This window comes from Paractinoplanes bogorensis (genome assembly GCF_018829635.1).
In the GTDB taxonomy this organism is placed as follows: domain Bacteria; phylum Actinomycetota; class Actinomycetes; order Mycobacteriales; family Micromonosporaceae; genus Actinoplanes; species Actinoplanes bogorensis.
In genome coordinates this window covers 370,409-383,699 of record NZ_JAHKKG010000007.1, presented here as the reverse complement: position 1 = coordinate 383,699, position 13,291 = coordinate 370,409, and the positions used below count along the sequence as shown (strand labels likewise).

General features: G+C 71.0%; 17 protein-coding genes. 7 read left to right on the top strand and 10 right to left on the bottom strand.

Annotated features, from left to right (window positions below; translation table 11 throughout):
* The first annotated feature begins 4 nt into the window (after positions 1–4).
* Positions 5–835: a helix-turn-helix transcriptional regulator gene (locus KOI35_RS24230; RefSeq protein WP_215790325.1), complete on the top strand. Its 831-nt coding sequence runs from the start codon at positions 5–7 to the stop codon at positions 833–835.
* Complete coding sequence (locus KOI35_RS24225; protein WP_215790323.1) at positions 828–1,217, top strand: VOC family protein; 390 nt, start codon at positions 828–830, stop codon at positions 1,215–1,217. Before KOI35_RS24230 ends, KOI35_RS24225 begins: the two co-directional genes overlap by 8 nt.
* Here the strand turns inward: KOI35_RS24225 and KOI35_RS24220 are convergent.
* The 6 genes from KOI35_RS24220 to KOI35_RS24195 all read right to left on the bottom strand — a co-directional run bounded on the left by KOI35_RS24220 (position 1,214) and on the right by KOI35_RS24195 (position 6,429).
* Positions 1,214–1,831: a response regulator gene (locus KOI35_RS24220; RefSeq protein ID WP_215790321.1), complete on the bottom strand. Its 618-nt coding sequence runs from the start codon at positions 1,829–1,831 to the stop codon at positions 1,214–1,216. The genes KOI35_RS24225 and KOI35_RS24220 overlap by 4 nt on opposite strands.
* On the bottom strand, positions 1,828–3,069 hold the full coding sequence (locus KOI35_RS24215) for a sensor histidine kinase (protein ID WP_215790319.1): 1,242 nt from the start codon (positions 3,067–3,069) through the stop codon (positions 1,828–1,830). The genes KOI35_RS24220 and KOI35_RS24215 overlap by 4 nt, the downstream gene beginning before the upstream one ends.
* Positions 3,070–3,084: 15 nt before the next feature.
* Entirely contained in the window at positions 3,085–3,825 is a 741-nt protein-coding gene (locus tag KOI35_RS24210; RefSeq protein WP_215790318.1) for an ABC transporter permease, read from the bottom strand.
* Between the two features lie 5 nt (positions 3,826–3,830).
* Entirely contained in the window at positions 3,831–4,733 is a 903-nt protein-coding gene (locus tag KOI35_RS24205; protein WP_215790315.1) for an ABC transporter ATP-binding protein, read from the bottom strand.
* Positions 4,734–4,814: 81 nt separating this feature from the next.
* The gene (locus KOI35_RS24200; protein WP_215790313.1) at positions 4,815–6,005 is read right to left on the bottom strand and encodes a glycosyltransferase; all 1,191 of its coding nucleotides are present in this window, start codon (positions 6,003–6,005) and stop codon (positions 4,815–4,817) included.
* 67 nt (positions 6,006–6,072) lie between these two features.
* Positions 6,073–6,429, bottom strand: coding sequence for a DUF4345 domain-containing protein (locus tag KOI35_RS24195; RefSeq protein ID WP_215790311.1), 357 nt, complete (start codon positions 6,427–6,429; stop codon positions 6,073–6,075).
* On the opposite strand from KOI35_RS24195, the gene KOI35_RS24190 reads away from it, so the two are divergent.
* Positions 6,401–6,694, top strand: coding sequence for a hypothetical protein (locus KOI35_RS24190; RefSeq protein WP_215790309.1), 294 nt, complete (start codon positions 6,401–6,403; stop codon positions 6,692–6,694). The genes KOI35_RS24195 and KOI35_RS24190 overlap by 29 nt on opposite strands.
* Here KOI35_RS24190 and KOI35_RS24185 read toward each other — a convergent pair.
* Complete coding sequence (locus KOI35_RS24185) at positions 6,651–8,249, bottom strand: phytoene desaturase family protein (protein ID WP_215790307.1); 1,599 nt, start codon at positions 8,247–8,249, stop codon at positions 6,651–6,653. The two genes, KOI35_RS24190 and KOI35_RS24185, sit on opposite strands and share 44 nt — an antisense overlap.
* Positions 8,250–8,320: 71 nt before the next feature.
* Here KOI35_RS24185 and KOI35_RS24180 point away from each other — a divergent pair, with 71 nt between their 5' ends.
* Together KOI35_RS24180 and KOI35_RS24175 are read left to right on the top strand one after the other, a co-directional pair.
* Positions 8,321–9,322 (top strand): YihY/virulence factor BrkB family protein, encoded by a 1,002-nt coding sequence (locus KOI35_RS24180; RefSeq protein WP_215790305.1) that lies wholly within the window; start codon positions 8,321–8,323, stop codon positions 9,320–9,322.
* Positions 9,323–9,325: 3 nt separating this feature from the next.
* Positions 9,326–9,784: an SRPBCC family protein gene (locus KOI35_RS24175; protein ID WP_215790303.1), complete on the top strand. Its 459-nt coding sequence runs from the start codon at positions 9,326–9,328 to the stop codon at positions 9,782–9,784.
* Here the strand turns inward: KOI35_RS24175 and KOI35_RS24170 are convergent.
* Positions 9,781–10,272: a hypothetical protein gene (locus KOI35_RS24170; RefSeq protein WP_308121134.1), complete on the bottom strand. Its 492-nt coding sequence runs from the start codon at positions 10,270–10,272 to the stop codon at positions 9,781–9,783. The genes KOI35_RS24175 and KOI35_RS24170 overlap by 4 nt on opposite strands.
* Positions 10,273–10,456: 184 nt before the next feature.
* On the opposite strand from KOI35_RS24170, the gene KOI35_RS24165 reads away from it, so the two are divergent.
* Positions 10,457–10,657 (top strand): hypothetical protein, encoded by a 201-nt coding sequence (locus tag KOI35_RS24165; RefSeq protein WP_215790302.1) that lies wholly within the window; start codon positions 10,457–10,459, stop codon positions 10,655–10,657.
* A gap of 43 nt (positions 10,658–10,700) precedes the next feature.
* Here the strand turns inward: KOI35_RS24165 and KOI35_RS24160 are convergent, their stop codons facing one another.
* The gene (locus KOI35_RS24160) at positions 10,701–11,183 is read right to left on the bottom strand and encodes a hypothetical protein (RefSeq protein ID WP_215790300.1); all 483 of its coding nucleotides are present in this window, start codon (positions 11,181–11,183) and stop codon (positions 10,701–10,703) included.
* Here KOI35_RS24160 and KOI35_RS24155 point away from each other — a divergent pair.
* Positions 11,182–11,535 (top strand): DUF6401 family natural product biosynthesis protein, encoded by a 354-nt coding sequence (locus KOI35_RS24155; RefSeq protein ID WP_215790298.1) that lies wholly within the window; start codon positions 11,182–11,184, stop codon positions 11,533–11,535. The genes KOI35_RS24160 and KOI35_RS24155 overlap by 2 nt on opposite strands.
* Positions 11,536–12,053: 518 nt before the next feature.
* Here KOI35_RS24155 and KOI35_RS24150 read toward each other — a convergent pair.
* Positions 12,054–13,208 carry a mechanosensitive ion channel family protein gene (locus KOI35_RS24150; RefSeq protein WP_215790296.1) on the bottom strand — a complete coding sequence of 385 codons (1,155 nt, stop codon included), beginning with the start codon at positions 13,206–13,208 and terminating at the stop codon, positions 12,054–12,056.
* Positions 13,209–13,291: the final 83 nt, after the last annotated feature.

The following is a 13,291-nucleotide window of genomic DNA, read 5'->3' as shown; positions in this document are numbered from 1 at the left end:
CGCGATGGTGGTTGACGAGTATGTGCAGGGGCGGCCGGCCGCGGCGCTGGCTCCGTTTGTTGCGCACTACTCGGGTTACCGGCAGGCCGGCGTTGCCCCGACCCGGCATCTCGGGCTGCCCTCGCCCTGGCTGACCATGATTCTCACGCTGAATGATCCGCTGGTCATGGAGTCGCACCCCGATCCGCGGCAGAGCCCGGGCCGCTATGACGCGCTGCTCGGCGGGCTTCATCTGCGGCCGGCGGTCATCGTGCACGACGGGTGGCAGTCGGGGGTTCAGGTTGCTCTTCGGCCGCTCGGGTGCCGGGCCCTGTTCGGGCTGCCCGCGGGCGAACTGGCCGGCCTAGACGTCGACGCGGCGGACGTGCTGGGCCGGCGGTCGGTGGCCGAGGTTCGCGAAAAGATCGCCGCCGCCGAGGGCTGGGCCGCCCGGTTCACGATGGTCGACGAGTGGCTCGCGGGGCATCTGTCCGACGGCGCGAGCGGGCGGATGACGTACGCGTGGGACCTGGTCCTGAAAGGTGTGCCGATCCGGACCGTGGCCGATCGGGTCGGGTGGAGCGGTCATCATCTGACCGACCGGTTCCGGGCCGAGACCGGGTTGCGGCCCAAAGAGGCGGCCCGGGTGGCGCGGTTCGACCGGGCGCGACGGGCCCTGCGTCCGGGCCGGGCGATCGCCGCGGTGGCGGCCGAGCACGGGTTCGCCGACCAGTCGCACCTGGTGCGGGAGTTCCGGGCGCTGGCCGGCTGCAGCCCGTCCGAGTGGTTGGCCGGCCAGTTCGATTTCGTCCAAGCGCAGCCGATCGGCGAAGCGCACGATGAGGGGCATGACTGAGCAGAAAGTGTGGCCCACCCTGCGGGCGGACGACGCCCGCGCCCTGATCCGGTTCCTGACCGAGGCGTTCGGCTTCGAAGAGGTGGTCGTCTACGGCGAGGGCGACCAGGTCGATCACGCACAGTTGCGATGGCCGGGCGGCGGGGGCATCATGCTCGGCTCGGCGGCGGGCCGGGGCGAGGACGACAAATGGACCATCCGGCCCGGGTCGACCGGCTGTTACGTGGTGGCCGAGGACGTCGACGCGCTGCACGAGCGGGCGGCCAAGGCCGGCGCCGAGATCATCCGGGAGCCGTTCGACACCGACTACGGGTCGCGCGACTTCCTGGCCCGCGATCCCGAGGGCAACCTGTGGTCGTTCGGCACCTATGGCGGCGCTTAGAGCAAACCCCTTTCGAAGGCCACGGCGACGGCGGCCGCGCGGTCGCGGACACCCAGTTTCGCGTACGCGTGCAGAAGGTGGGTCTTGACCGTGGCCTCGCTGATGAACAGGCGACCGGCGGCCTCCTTGTTCGAGTTGCCGCGCGCGATCAGCGCCAGCACCTCGAGCTCGCGCTGACTCAACGGCTCTTTGGCCGGGGAGCGCAGCGAGCCCATCAGACGGCCCGCGACCGCCGGGGAGAGCACCGACTCGCCCCGGTGGGCCGCCTCGACCGCGCGGAACAGTTCGTCGCGGGAGGCGTCCTTGAGCAGGTAGCCGGTGGCGCCGGCCTTGATCGCGGGGAGCACGTCGGCGTCGGTGTCATAGGTGGTGAGCACGAGCACCCGGGCCCGGCACCCGCCATCCTTCAACGATTTGATCGCGGTCACGCCGTCCATCCCGGGCATCCGCAGGTCCATCAGCACCACGTCGGGGTCGACGGCCTGCACCACGGCCAGCGCTTCCCGGCCGTCGCCGGCCTCGCCCAGCACGGTGAAACGGTCGTCGCCGGCGAACATGCCGCGCAGGCCGTCGCGCACCACGGGGTGGTCGTCGACGAGGATCAGGCTGATCATGCGGCGATCGCCGGGACGCAGGCCGACAGGGCGGTGCCGGAGCCGGGCTCGGACTCGACTTCGAGGCTGCCGGCGATGCGGGCCAGCCGCTCCCGCATGGCCGACAAACCGTACCCGCCCTGATCATTCAGGACCGCGGGCAACGAGGGGTCGAACCCGTCGCCGTCGTCGCGCACGTCCAGCGTCACCACATCCTCCATGTAGGACAAAGTCAGCGCGACCCGGCCCGCGTCGGCGTGCCGGGCCACGTTGGCCAGGGCTTCCTGCGCCGTACGCAGAAGGGTCGTCTCGATCTCGGGAACCAGCGGCCGCGGCGTGCCGGTGGTGATCAGCTCGGCCACCACCTCGTGCACCCGCGCCCAGTCGGTCACCAGGTCGCCGATCGCCTCGGGCAGCGCGTTGGCGTCCAGGGTCTGCGGCCGCAGCGCCTGCACCGAGCGGCGGGCCTCGGTCAGGCTGTCGCGGGCCAGGCGCTTGGCGTTGCCCAGGTGGCGCTGCCAGTCGGCGGGCCGGGTCGCCGCGGCGTCGGCCGCCTCGAGCTGGGTCACGATGCCGGTCAGGCCCTGGGCCAGCACGTCGTGGATCTCGCCGGCCATCCGCTGCCGCTCGTCGAGCACGCCGGCCTCGCGGGCCTGGGCCAGCAGCTGGGCATGCAGGCCGGCATTTTCCTTGAGTGCCTCGGCGAGTTTCGCGTTGGCCACGGCCAGCTCGTCGATGATCCGGGCCCGGCGCTCGGCCTGCCGGTGGGTGCGGCCGGTCACCCAGATCATCACGGTGGCGACACTGACGTTGATCGCCAGCACCACCGCGAAGATCGGCCAGGTCGACCGGTCGGTGAGCACCGCGAAGCCGCCGAGTTGCGAGATCGCGCCGGCCACGGCGACCAGGCTGCCCGCGGCCATCGGCCGCCACGAGCGCAGCCCGTGGGTGGTCAGCAGGTAGCCCGACCAGGCGTAGAAGCCGAACAGCGGACTGCACCAGATGAGCAGGTAGATTCCGACGACCAGGCCGCCGAAGAAGACCAGCATCTTGCGCTCGTCGTGCTCCCACTGCGGGTGCAGGGTGACCCACCAGAGCTGCCATGCGACGGTGACGGCGGCGGCCAGGCCGATGACCCACCACGGCTCGTGCGGGATGTCGACCGACTCACCGGCCAGCACCAGCGCGAGCGAGCAGGCCAGAGCGACGTACGGAACCCGGAGGAGGATTTCGTCGATCTTGCGCCGAGACGCCGCCATCACCGTCACCCCCCGTCAGGACCAGCGGAACGATCGGACCGCGGCGAAACCGAACACGGCCAGGTAGCCCACCAGCACGGTAGCCGACAGCAGGTTGGGCCAGCTGCCCGTCATAGCCTCGCTCAGCGCCCGCTGCCCCGCGCCGAGCGGCGTGAAGTCGGCGATCCGCTGCAGGATCTCCGGCATCACCTCGCGCGGCGTCCACAGCCCGGCGAAGAACATCAGCGGGAAGAACAGCACCGTCCCGATCGCGTTGCCGGTCTTGCCGCTGGGCACCACCGCGGCCACGAACAGTCCGATCGCGAGCGTGCCGGCCAGGGTGAGCAGGAAGGCCAGCACGAAGCCGGCGAACTGCTGGGCCAGTCGTACGTCGAAGACGATCCGGCCTACGGCCAGCACCAGGGTGGTCGACACGACGGCGGCGATCCCGTTCATGGCCAGCTGGGCGCCGAGCATCTTGAGCGGAGACACCGGGGTGGTGGCGAGCCGGCGCAGCACGCCACGCTCGCGATAGGTGGCGAGCACGGCCGGGGCGACCTGGATGGCCACCATGGCCAGGGTCAGCACCACGGCGATGCTGACGTAGAGGTCGATGACGCGGCGGCCGCCGATGTCGGCCGAGGGTTCGCGGAACGACGGGATGCTGCCCAGGATGATCACGAGCAGGGTCGGGAAGACCAGCACGAAGAAGGCGGCGACCGGCTCGCGCAGGAAGAGCCTGATCTCGGTCAGGGTGAGCTTGGCGAAGATGCGCATCGGGTTCACTCCTTGGTCGATCGGCCGGTCAGCTGCACGAACGCGTCGTCCAGGCTGGCCTGCTCGATCCGCAGGTCGGCGGCGATGATCTCGTTGACGGCGAGCACCGAGGTGACCGCGTGCAGCAGGTTGCCGGTGCCGACCACCTCGATCTGCGAGCCGTGCCGGATCACCTCGCGCACCTCGGGCCGCGCGGTCAGCAGGGCGTCGTCGACCGGCGCGGACGGCCGGAACCGGATCCGCTGCTCGGTGTCGAGCCCGGCGATCAGGCCGGCCGGGGTGTCGAGGGCGACGACCCGGCCGTGGTCGATCACGGCGATCCGGTCGCAGAGGCGTTCGGCCTCCGCCATGAAGTGGGTGACCAGCACGATGGTGACGCCGCTGTCGCGCACCGACTCGATCAGGTCCCAGGTGTCGCGGCGGGCCTGCGGGTCGAGTCCGGTGGTGAGCTCGTCCAGGATGGCGATCTTCGGGCTGCCGATGAGGGCGAGGGCGATCGAGAGGCGTTGTTTCTGACCCCCCGAGAGTTTCCCGTACGCCGTGGCAAGCTTCTCGCCGAGTCCGAGCTCACGGGTCAGCGCCCGCCAGTCGGCCGGCTCGGGATAAAAGGTGGCGTAGAGGTCGAGCGCCTCCCGCACGGTGAGCCGGTCGGGCAGACCGCTCTCCTGCAGCTGGACGCCGACCTCGTAGCGGAGGGAGGTGTCGGACGGGTCGCGGCCGAGCACGCGGATCGTGCCCGAGTCGGCCGAGCGCAGCCCGGCGATGCTCTCGACGGTGGTGGTCTTCCCGGCGCCGTTCGGACCGAGGATGCCGAAGATCTCGCCGGACTCCACAGTGAACGAGACGTCCTGTACCGCGACCGTGTCCCCGTACGCTTTGCGCAGGTTCTGGACCTCGATGACTGTCATGCATAGAGCGTCACATCGGCGACCGGGCGCCGAATCGAACAGCTCGCTCTACCGTGGATCCACCAACTGGTGGATGCCGGACTACGCCATGGCCTCTTCGGCGCCGGTCGGCGCCTTACGGCCGGTGACCGCCTGATAGACCGAGCCGACCTGGGCCGCGACCCGCTTCCAGGAGTACGCCTGACGGGCCCGGTCGAGCGCCGCGGTGGCGTACGCGAACCGGCGCACCTTGTCGTTGACCAGCCGGCGCATCGCCCCGCCGAGCGACCGCGGGTCACGGGCGGGCACGAGGTCGCCGGTCAGGCCGTCGACCACGGTCTCGGTCAGGCCGCCCACGGTCGTGCCGATGATCGGGACGCCGCAGGCCATCGCCTCGAGCGCGGTCGGCTCGAACTGCTCCTGCCAGGGAGCGGCGACGAGCAGGTCGGCCGAGCGGTACCAGCTCGGCATGTCTCTGGCGGGCACCGCGCCGACCAGCCGGAACCGGTCGGCGACCTGGAGCTTCTCGGCCAGGGCGCGCAGCTTGCGGGCGCCCGGGTCGGCGGTCAGCTGGTCGGGCGACGGGCCACCGACGACAACCACCTCGGCGTTCGGCACGTAGCGCATGGCCTCGATGACATCGCCGAAGCCCTTGCGCTCGACGAGCCGGCCGACCGAGAGGATGCGCGGCCGCTCGGGGTCACGCTCGACGGCCGGGCCCTCGGGGCTGAAGCGCTCGCTGTCGACGCCCGCGGGCACGACGGTCAGCTGGGCCCGGGGCACGCCGATGCGGACCAGGCCCTGCACCTCGTCCTGCGTCTGGGCGACGACCCGGTCGACGGCACGGCCGAGGGCGCGCTCGTAGCCCGTACGGGACGGCTTGTCGTTTCCGGCCTCGATCTCGCCCAGCTCGTGGAACGACTGGACGACCGGGATGCCGATCTGGCGGGCGGCCGTGACGGCGGCGAGACCGCTGGTCCAGAAATGGGCGTGGGCGACCTCGGGAACCCACTCGCCGGTGCGCCAGAGCTGCTCGAGCCGCTTGGCGAACTCTCCCATGTGCGGCAGCAGCAGGTCGGGCGGCAGGAACCGGGCCGGGCCGGCCGGGATGTGCACGACGCGGATGCCGCCCGGGGTGGTGACGGTCTCGGCGACGGACGGGTCGTCGCGACGCGTGTAGACGCAGACGTCGTGGCCCAGCTCGCTCAGGGCGGCGGAGAGGCCGGCCACGTGATCGTGCTGCCCGCCGTCACCCAGGGGGCTGGCGTGCTCGGAAATCATGGCGATGCGCACGTGGTCCCCTCCGATTGCTCCGGTACGCGCTGGCTGATGCCCGACAGCCGGATTCGTAAACCTGCGCCTATCTCGAAGTGCTGGTGGCGGCCAGTTTATCGCTCCGGATGGTCAGCCGGACGAACACCGGCGGGACGACCAGTTCGATCACCGTGAGGGGGATCTGGAACCAGTGCGGGGAGCCGTACTGGGCGAGCGAGATGACCCGACCGATGCCGCCGAGGAACATGAACCCGGCCAGCGCCCGGACGACCAGCGCCGGAACCGGGTTCTGCCGGGCGGCCCAGAGCCAGGCCACCCCGTACCCGAAGAAGATCGCGTTGTAGAACCGCTCCCGGCTGTCGACCGTGCGGCCGGCCAGCGAGTCGGCGGCGCCCTCGCCCGGCACCGAGCCGATGCCGAGCCGCGCCGTGCTGGCGGCCAACCGCACCTTGGCGGGCGACCCGGTGATCCAGGAGATCGTGCTCGGCGAGCTGGCCACGCCGCGGCAGCGGGCGCTCGACATCAGCGGGCTGGCCGGACGCGAGCGGGCGGTGCTGGCCTCGGTGCTGACGAGCTGGCTGCTCTTCGTCCGGACGATGGTGATCGACTGGCTCGCCGACGGCGCCCTCACCCGCGACGAGCTGACCAAGATCTCGCTCGGGGCTATCCGCGGGGCTCTCCGTACACAGCCCGGTTCCCCAGTCTGATCAACGCCCGATAGGCGTCGCCGGTCAGGCCACGGTCGCGGGCCAGGGCGGCCCGGGCCGCGTTGGCCCCGGGAGCGCCGTGCACGCCCCCGCCGGGATGAGCCGACGACCCGGCCAGGAACAGCCGGTCGACCGGGGTGTCGGCGCGCCCCAGACCCGGGACCGGGCGCAGGAACAACTGCTGGAACGCGGCCGCCGTGCCGCCGCCGAGGGCGCCCCCGACCAGGGCCGGATTCTCCCGCTCGAGATCGGCCGGGCCGAACACGTGGCGGCCGACCACCTGCTGCCGGAAACCGGGAGCGTGCTCCTCGATCACCGACTCCATGCGCTCGACGTGGGCCGCGATCTCGTCCGGCTCCCAGTGTGCGCGGTGCGGCAGGTGCGTGTACGCCCACAACGACTCGGTGCCCGGCGGCGAGTGCGACGGGTCGGCCGTGGTCATCTGGCCCAGCAGCAGGAACGGGTCGGGCGGGATCGCGCCGGTCGCGAGGTGGCCGGCGTAGCGGGTCAGGCCGTCGAGGTCGGCGCCGAGATGCACCGTGCCCGCGCCGGCCGCGGCCGGGTTCTTCCACGGCATCCGGGTACGGACCGCCCAGTCGACCTTGAGCGTGGCGCCGTCCCAGCGGAAATGGTCGAGATCCTCCACCAGCAGCGCCGGGAGCCAGCGCTCGCCGACCAGGTCGAGATAGAGCGCGGGCGCCGGGACGTCGGCCAGCACCGCGCGGTAGGCCCGGTAGTTGGTGTCGTCGGTGGCCACGCCCATGGCCCGGCCGCGGGCGACCAGCACCCGGCGGGCCGGGGCGTCGTAGACGATCCGGCCGCCGCGCTGTTCCAGCCGGGCGACCAGCGCGTCGGTGATCCGCTGGGCGCCACCCACCGGCACCGGCCAGCCGACCTGCTGACCGAGCATGGCCAGCAGCCACCCGTACACGCCGCCGCCGGCCTCCTCGGGCGACAGATCGGTGTGCAGCGCGCAGCCGGCCAGCAGCAGCGTCGCCCCCTCGCCGCGGAACATCTCGCGGCCCGCCTCGCGGACCGGCAGCAGCAGACGCCGGGCCAGCCGGAGCGCGCCCGGCGTCCCCAGCTCGCGCAGCACCCCGGCCGCGCCGCGCACCGGTGGGAACGGCCGCAGAATCGCCTCGAGCATCGGGGCCGAGATCGCGCGCCACTGGTCGTACTCCCGCTTCCAGCTGTGCCCGTCGCCGGCCGCGAACTGGTCGAGTGACGCCATCGTGCGGGTCAGGTCGCGGCTCAGGGTGGCCGCCCGCCCGTCCGGCAGCAGGTGGGTCAGCACCTCGGGCGCGTGCGTCCAGCGCAGCCCGTACGCGTCGAGGTCGAGCCCGGAGAGCACCGGCGAGGCGTACCCCAGCGGATAGAACGAGCTGAAAAGATCACTGAGGTAGCCGGGTGCGGTCACGTGCCCCGACCGCACCGCGCCCCCCGGATGAGGAGTCGCCTCCAGCACGACGACCGACCATCCCGCGTCGGCCAGCAGGTTGGCCGCGACCAGCCCGTTGTGCCCGGCGCCGATCACGATCGCGTCCGCGCTCTCCATCCGCTCCCCCACGTGTTTGTCGACCGCCGCGCTCGGGTAGCTGCGCCATCAAGAACCTCGAGGAGCCGGCCATGACCGAGCCGACCGTCGACCGCGAGCACGAGTCCTCCGCCGACGACGCTACGCCGCGACCCCTGCCCCGCCGGCTCCGCCAGTTGCGCTGGCGCTACTGGCGCTCGGTGTTCTGGCGCAGCATCGCCGGCTACATCGAGGACGACTGCTCCGACTTCGCCGCCGCGATGACCTATCAGACCTTCACCGCGCTGATCCCCTCGCTCGTCGTCATCGTCGCGCTGATCAACCTGGTCACCGACGGGTCGACCATGCTGGCCGCGATCGTCGGGATCCTGCACGACCTCGGCCTGGGCGCGGTGGTCGACAACCAGGACCTGCTGTCGGTCGTCCAGACGCTGCTGGTCCAGCAGGACTCGGCCGGGGTGCTGTTCGGCTTCGGCCTGCTGCTGGCGATCTGGTCGGCCTCCGGGTACGTGTCGACCTTCTCCCGGGCGTCCAACCGGATCTACGGCGTACGGGAAGGAAGGTCGTGGTGGGTCCTGCAGTTGCTCGAGATCGCCCTGGCCGCAGTGGCCCTCGTGCTGCTGGCCGCGATCGGCACCGGGCTGCTGATCAGTGGGCCGCTGGTGGACGCGGTCGGCAACGCCCTCGGCGCCGGTGCGACGGCCCGGCAGCTCTGGTCGGTCGGGCGCTGGCCGGTGCTGGTGGTGGCGGCCGTGCTGGTGCTGTCGCTGCTGTTCTGGATCGCGCCCAACGTCAAACAGCCCCGGTTCCGCTGGCTGACCGTGGGCGGTGCGGTGTCGCTGATCCTGTGGGCGATCGGGTCGTTCGGGTTCGGCCTGTACGTGGCCAACTTCGGCTCCTACAACCGCACGTACGGCAGCCTCGGCGCGATCATGGCGTTCCTGGTCTGGATCTACCTGTCGAACATCGCCGTGCTGCTCGGCGTGCAGGTCAACGCCGAGGTGCAGCGGGCCCGGCTGCGGCAGGCGGGCGACACCGACCCGAAGACTCCGCTGGCCCCTCGTTTAGCCCCGGCCGACGAGGGCACCCGTTAGTACATGAGTACTGTGACCGAGTTCGTTGACGTTGCTGTTCCCGTCCGCACCGCATACAACCAGTGGACACAGTTCGAAGAGTTTCCCCGGTTCATGGAGGGCGTGCAGGAGATCCGTCAGCTCGACGCGACCCACACGCACTGGAAGACCGAGATCGCCGGGGTCAAGCGCGAATTCGACGCCGAGATCACCGAGCAGCTGCCCGACGAGCGGGTGGCCTGGAAGTCGACCGAGGGCGAGAAGCAGGCCGGTGTGGTCACCTTCCACCGCCTCGACGACACCACGACCCGGGTGACCGTGCAGATGGACTACGACCCGCAGGGCTTCGTCGAGAATGCGGGCGACAAGCTCGGCATCGTGGATCGACGGGTCAAGGGCGACCTCAAGCGGTTCAAGGAGTTCATCGAGGAGCGCGGCGGCATCGAGAGCGGCGGCTGGCGTGGTCAGGTCGACCGTCCCTAGCTTCGTTTGATGGCCAGGATCGCTACTGGCGCCCGGGTCCGCAGCACATAGCGGTCCCGGGCGCTTTTGTCTCTCGGCATGGTCAGGGCCAGCGTTCCCACCCCGCCGGTCAAGATCAACGGCACTTTCCCGTACGGATCGGCCAGGCGCACCTCGATCAACCCGGACGCCCCGATCAGCAGGCGGGAGATCCGTCCCCGGGTCAGGTCGAGGCTCTGCTCGCCCGCGCCGGCCGGCAGCCGGATGTCCCAGCGGACCGCCCGGTTGAGCACGATCCGCACCTCGTCCGGCCCGTCGCCGCCGCTCGGACGCAGTTGCGCCCGCACGTGACCGTTACGGCGAGTCACCACCGGGGTCAGCCCCGAACCGGCCGGGGTGGTGATCCGATAGAGCAGGCCGGGCAGGTTCGCCAGCACGATCCGCACCCGGGAGGCCGCGTCGGAGACGGTCAGGCTTGCTCCCGTACGGCCGAGGAGCGGCCCGGCCACGACACTTTCACTTTGTTCTTGCGGCTTTTCCCTAGTCTCTTGGCAGCCCGTCAACAGCACCGCGCCGACCAGCAGAAACACGATGGTTGAGCGACGGCGACGCAACGCTGGGGGCACGATCGGACAACGGAGAATCGGCCGAACGGGTGACGGCGATCCGCCCGATGCGAGCCAGACTGTCCGAATGCGTTCTGCCGGTTTCCTCTCTGAGAGTCAGCGCCGCCTCGCCTGGGTCGGCTTCCTGCTGGCCGCCTTCCAGGCCCCGCTCGCCGCTTCCCTCATCGATGACGCGTCGTGGCTGTTCGCCGTCGTGGTCGCCCTCGTGGTGGCCACCGTGATCCTGGCCGACGACGCCCAGCGGCGCCGTCCGGTCGAGGCCGAATAGCCCTTTTCGCTGTTTATCGGGCCTCGCTTTGTCGGGCCTCGCTTTATCGGGCCTCGTGTCCGCTCCGGCCGTGGGTGCGGCGGCGTTCCTTCAGTTCCGCCTCGTAGAGGTGGCGCCGCCCGCCGGAAAGCTCCTCCCGCGCCGCCCGCTCGATCGTGCGGAACTCGCTCCAGTAGTTGTCGTCGTACTCCTCGACCAGCTGGAACGTCCAATGGCCGGGCGTGACGTTCCGCCCGATCAGATCCCCCTGGATCCGGTCGGCGATCGCGTCGTGACCCGCCTTCCGGAACAGCTCGACCGCCTCGTCCAGCTCGAAATCGGCCTTGCCGGTGAGCTGATGGAACGAATACAGATGCCCGCGGGCCCGGTCGGTCGTCTCCAAGGCTTCGCTCAGCTTGCCGAGCGCCTCGACGGTGGTCTCATCCGGCGTCATCCCCCCAGATTTCCCCGCCGCGGAAGCTTCAACCGAGCTGCACCGATCAGGAGAACCGTTGGCTACCCGAAGCTCCTTAACGTTTCTCCACATGAATGGCTTGTTCTCCGGCGCTGCCGCCCGTGCTGCCCACCGTTCCGCCAACGCCAGCCTCGCTGAGCTGCACGACACCATCGGTGTCAGCGGTCTCGACGCGGCCGACGCCAACCCCGGCCTGATGGCCCTGGTCGACCAGCACGCCGCGGGCATCCGCGACAGCCTGTCGACCGACCTGCGCCCGCTCACCGCGGTGCTGCTGGCCGCGTACGCCGAGGGCGTGCGCGACGCCGCCTTCACCCACGGCTGGCGCCCGCCGACCGACAACATCGACTGGACCGCAGGCGACTGGGTGCTGCGCCGCCTGCTGGCGGTATGCGCCCTGGCCCGCACCCTGCCCCAGCCCTGACCACTTTCTACGTTCTTCGCTAGGCACGTATTTCGCTTTCGCCAGGCAACGCCGACAGCCATCACTTCGAGGGCCGGCATCGGGACTACTCCCGGTGCCGGCCCTCCTTATTTGCGTTGCTTGTTCGCTTTATCGCCGTCCGGGGCCGCTCGGCGGCCAGGCACGCCACTGGTCCACGGCCGCCCGCTCGGGCGCGCAACCTCCCGCCGCCCGGGACCGCGTCAGGTCCCACCATCTGCGGCGCGCCTCCAACCTCGCCCGGGCACGCCACGTCCCCTGTCAGGCACGCCACTTCCCCCCGGTCCAGGCACGCCACTTCCCCCCGGTCCAGGCACGCGACTTCTCCGCTGGTCCGGGTACGCGTCATTCCTCCGTTGTCGGGGCACGCGTCTTCCCCTCGGCGAGCGCGCCACGCCACGCGTCGTCCATGAGCGCGCCAGTCCTCGCTCCGCCGCCGCCCGGGCACGTCCCTTCCCCACTGCCGCCGTCCGAGGCGGCCGGTCGATCCCCCCGCGGGACTATGCGCGTTTCTCGTCGTCCGCAGGTGGGAGCGGACGTGTGGTGGCGGTGTCGGCGGGTGGGATCACCTGGGTGCTCTCGGCGTCCTCGGTGCCGCTGCCGATCACTACGGTGTCGTTGGGGCCCGGGTTGATGACCGTGGTTTCGGCCGGGGCTGACGTGACCACCGTGGCCTGCTGATCCGACTGGCGAGGCGGCGGGATGACCTGGGTCTCGTCGGCCGGGACCTGATCGTCGTCGGGCTCCGAGATCACCTGGGTCTTCGCCGGTGCGGGGCCGTGCGTGCGCTCCGCCTGCGACTGCGGGCGCACGGCCGGAACGCGGATGGCAGTCTCGTAGGGCCGGGTCTCATCGCTGGACCGTGCGGCTTGCTCAGCGCGTTCGGCCCGCTCCGCTTCCTCGGCGCGCTTGGCTTGCTCGGCGCGCGCGGCGTGCTCGGCCTGCTCCGCCCGCTCGGCCTGCTCGGTGGCGTATGCGCGGGCGTGGTCGCGGATCGTGGCGGACTCGGTGGCGGCCCGCTCGAGCCAGGACTCCCAGCGGTTCTGCATCGGCCGGATCAGGCCGCCGCCCACGCCGACGATCAGAACGCCGGCGATCGTGGCCAGGATCGCGATCAGCACCGGCTGGGTGATCGTCGTGGCGATCTGCACCTGGTCGAGCGCGGCGATCACCCCAAGCGCGACGATGACGACCGAGGCGGCACGGGCCACCAGCCGGCCGTAGGAGAGCCCACCGAGCGCCGCCATGATCAGGTCCTGCGCGGCGCGGGCGATCGCCGCCGCCACGACGATCAGGACGATCGCCACCAGCAGGCGCGGCAGCCACCCGATCAGGCTGGTCAGCAGGTCACTGACCGGGTTCGGCCCCCACAGCCCGAACGCCAGCTGCAACGCGAAAAGCAGGACCGCGTAGAAGACGAGTTTGCCGCCGAGGGTGCTGGAACTCGTACGGGAAAAGATCTTGTTGGCGGCAGTGCGTTCCACCGCCCGGTCGAGGCCGGCCTTGCGCAGCCCTTTGGTGACCGCGGTACGCAGCAGCCGAGCGATCAGATAGCCGACGAGCAGCACCGCCACAAAGGCGAGCGCCGTCGGAATGAACAAGAGCACCGACCGCCACATGTCGCTGAGGCCCTGGCCCAGCCCGTCCCCGGTCATCGTGCGCTCCCTGCTTCCGGTGGACCGGCGGGCTGCCGGCCCGTTGCGACCATAGGACGCAACGACCCAATCCGCCCGTTGAC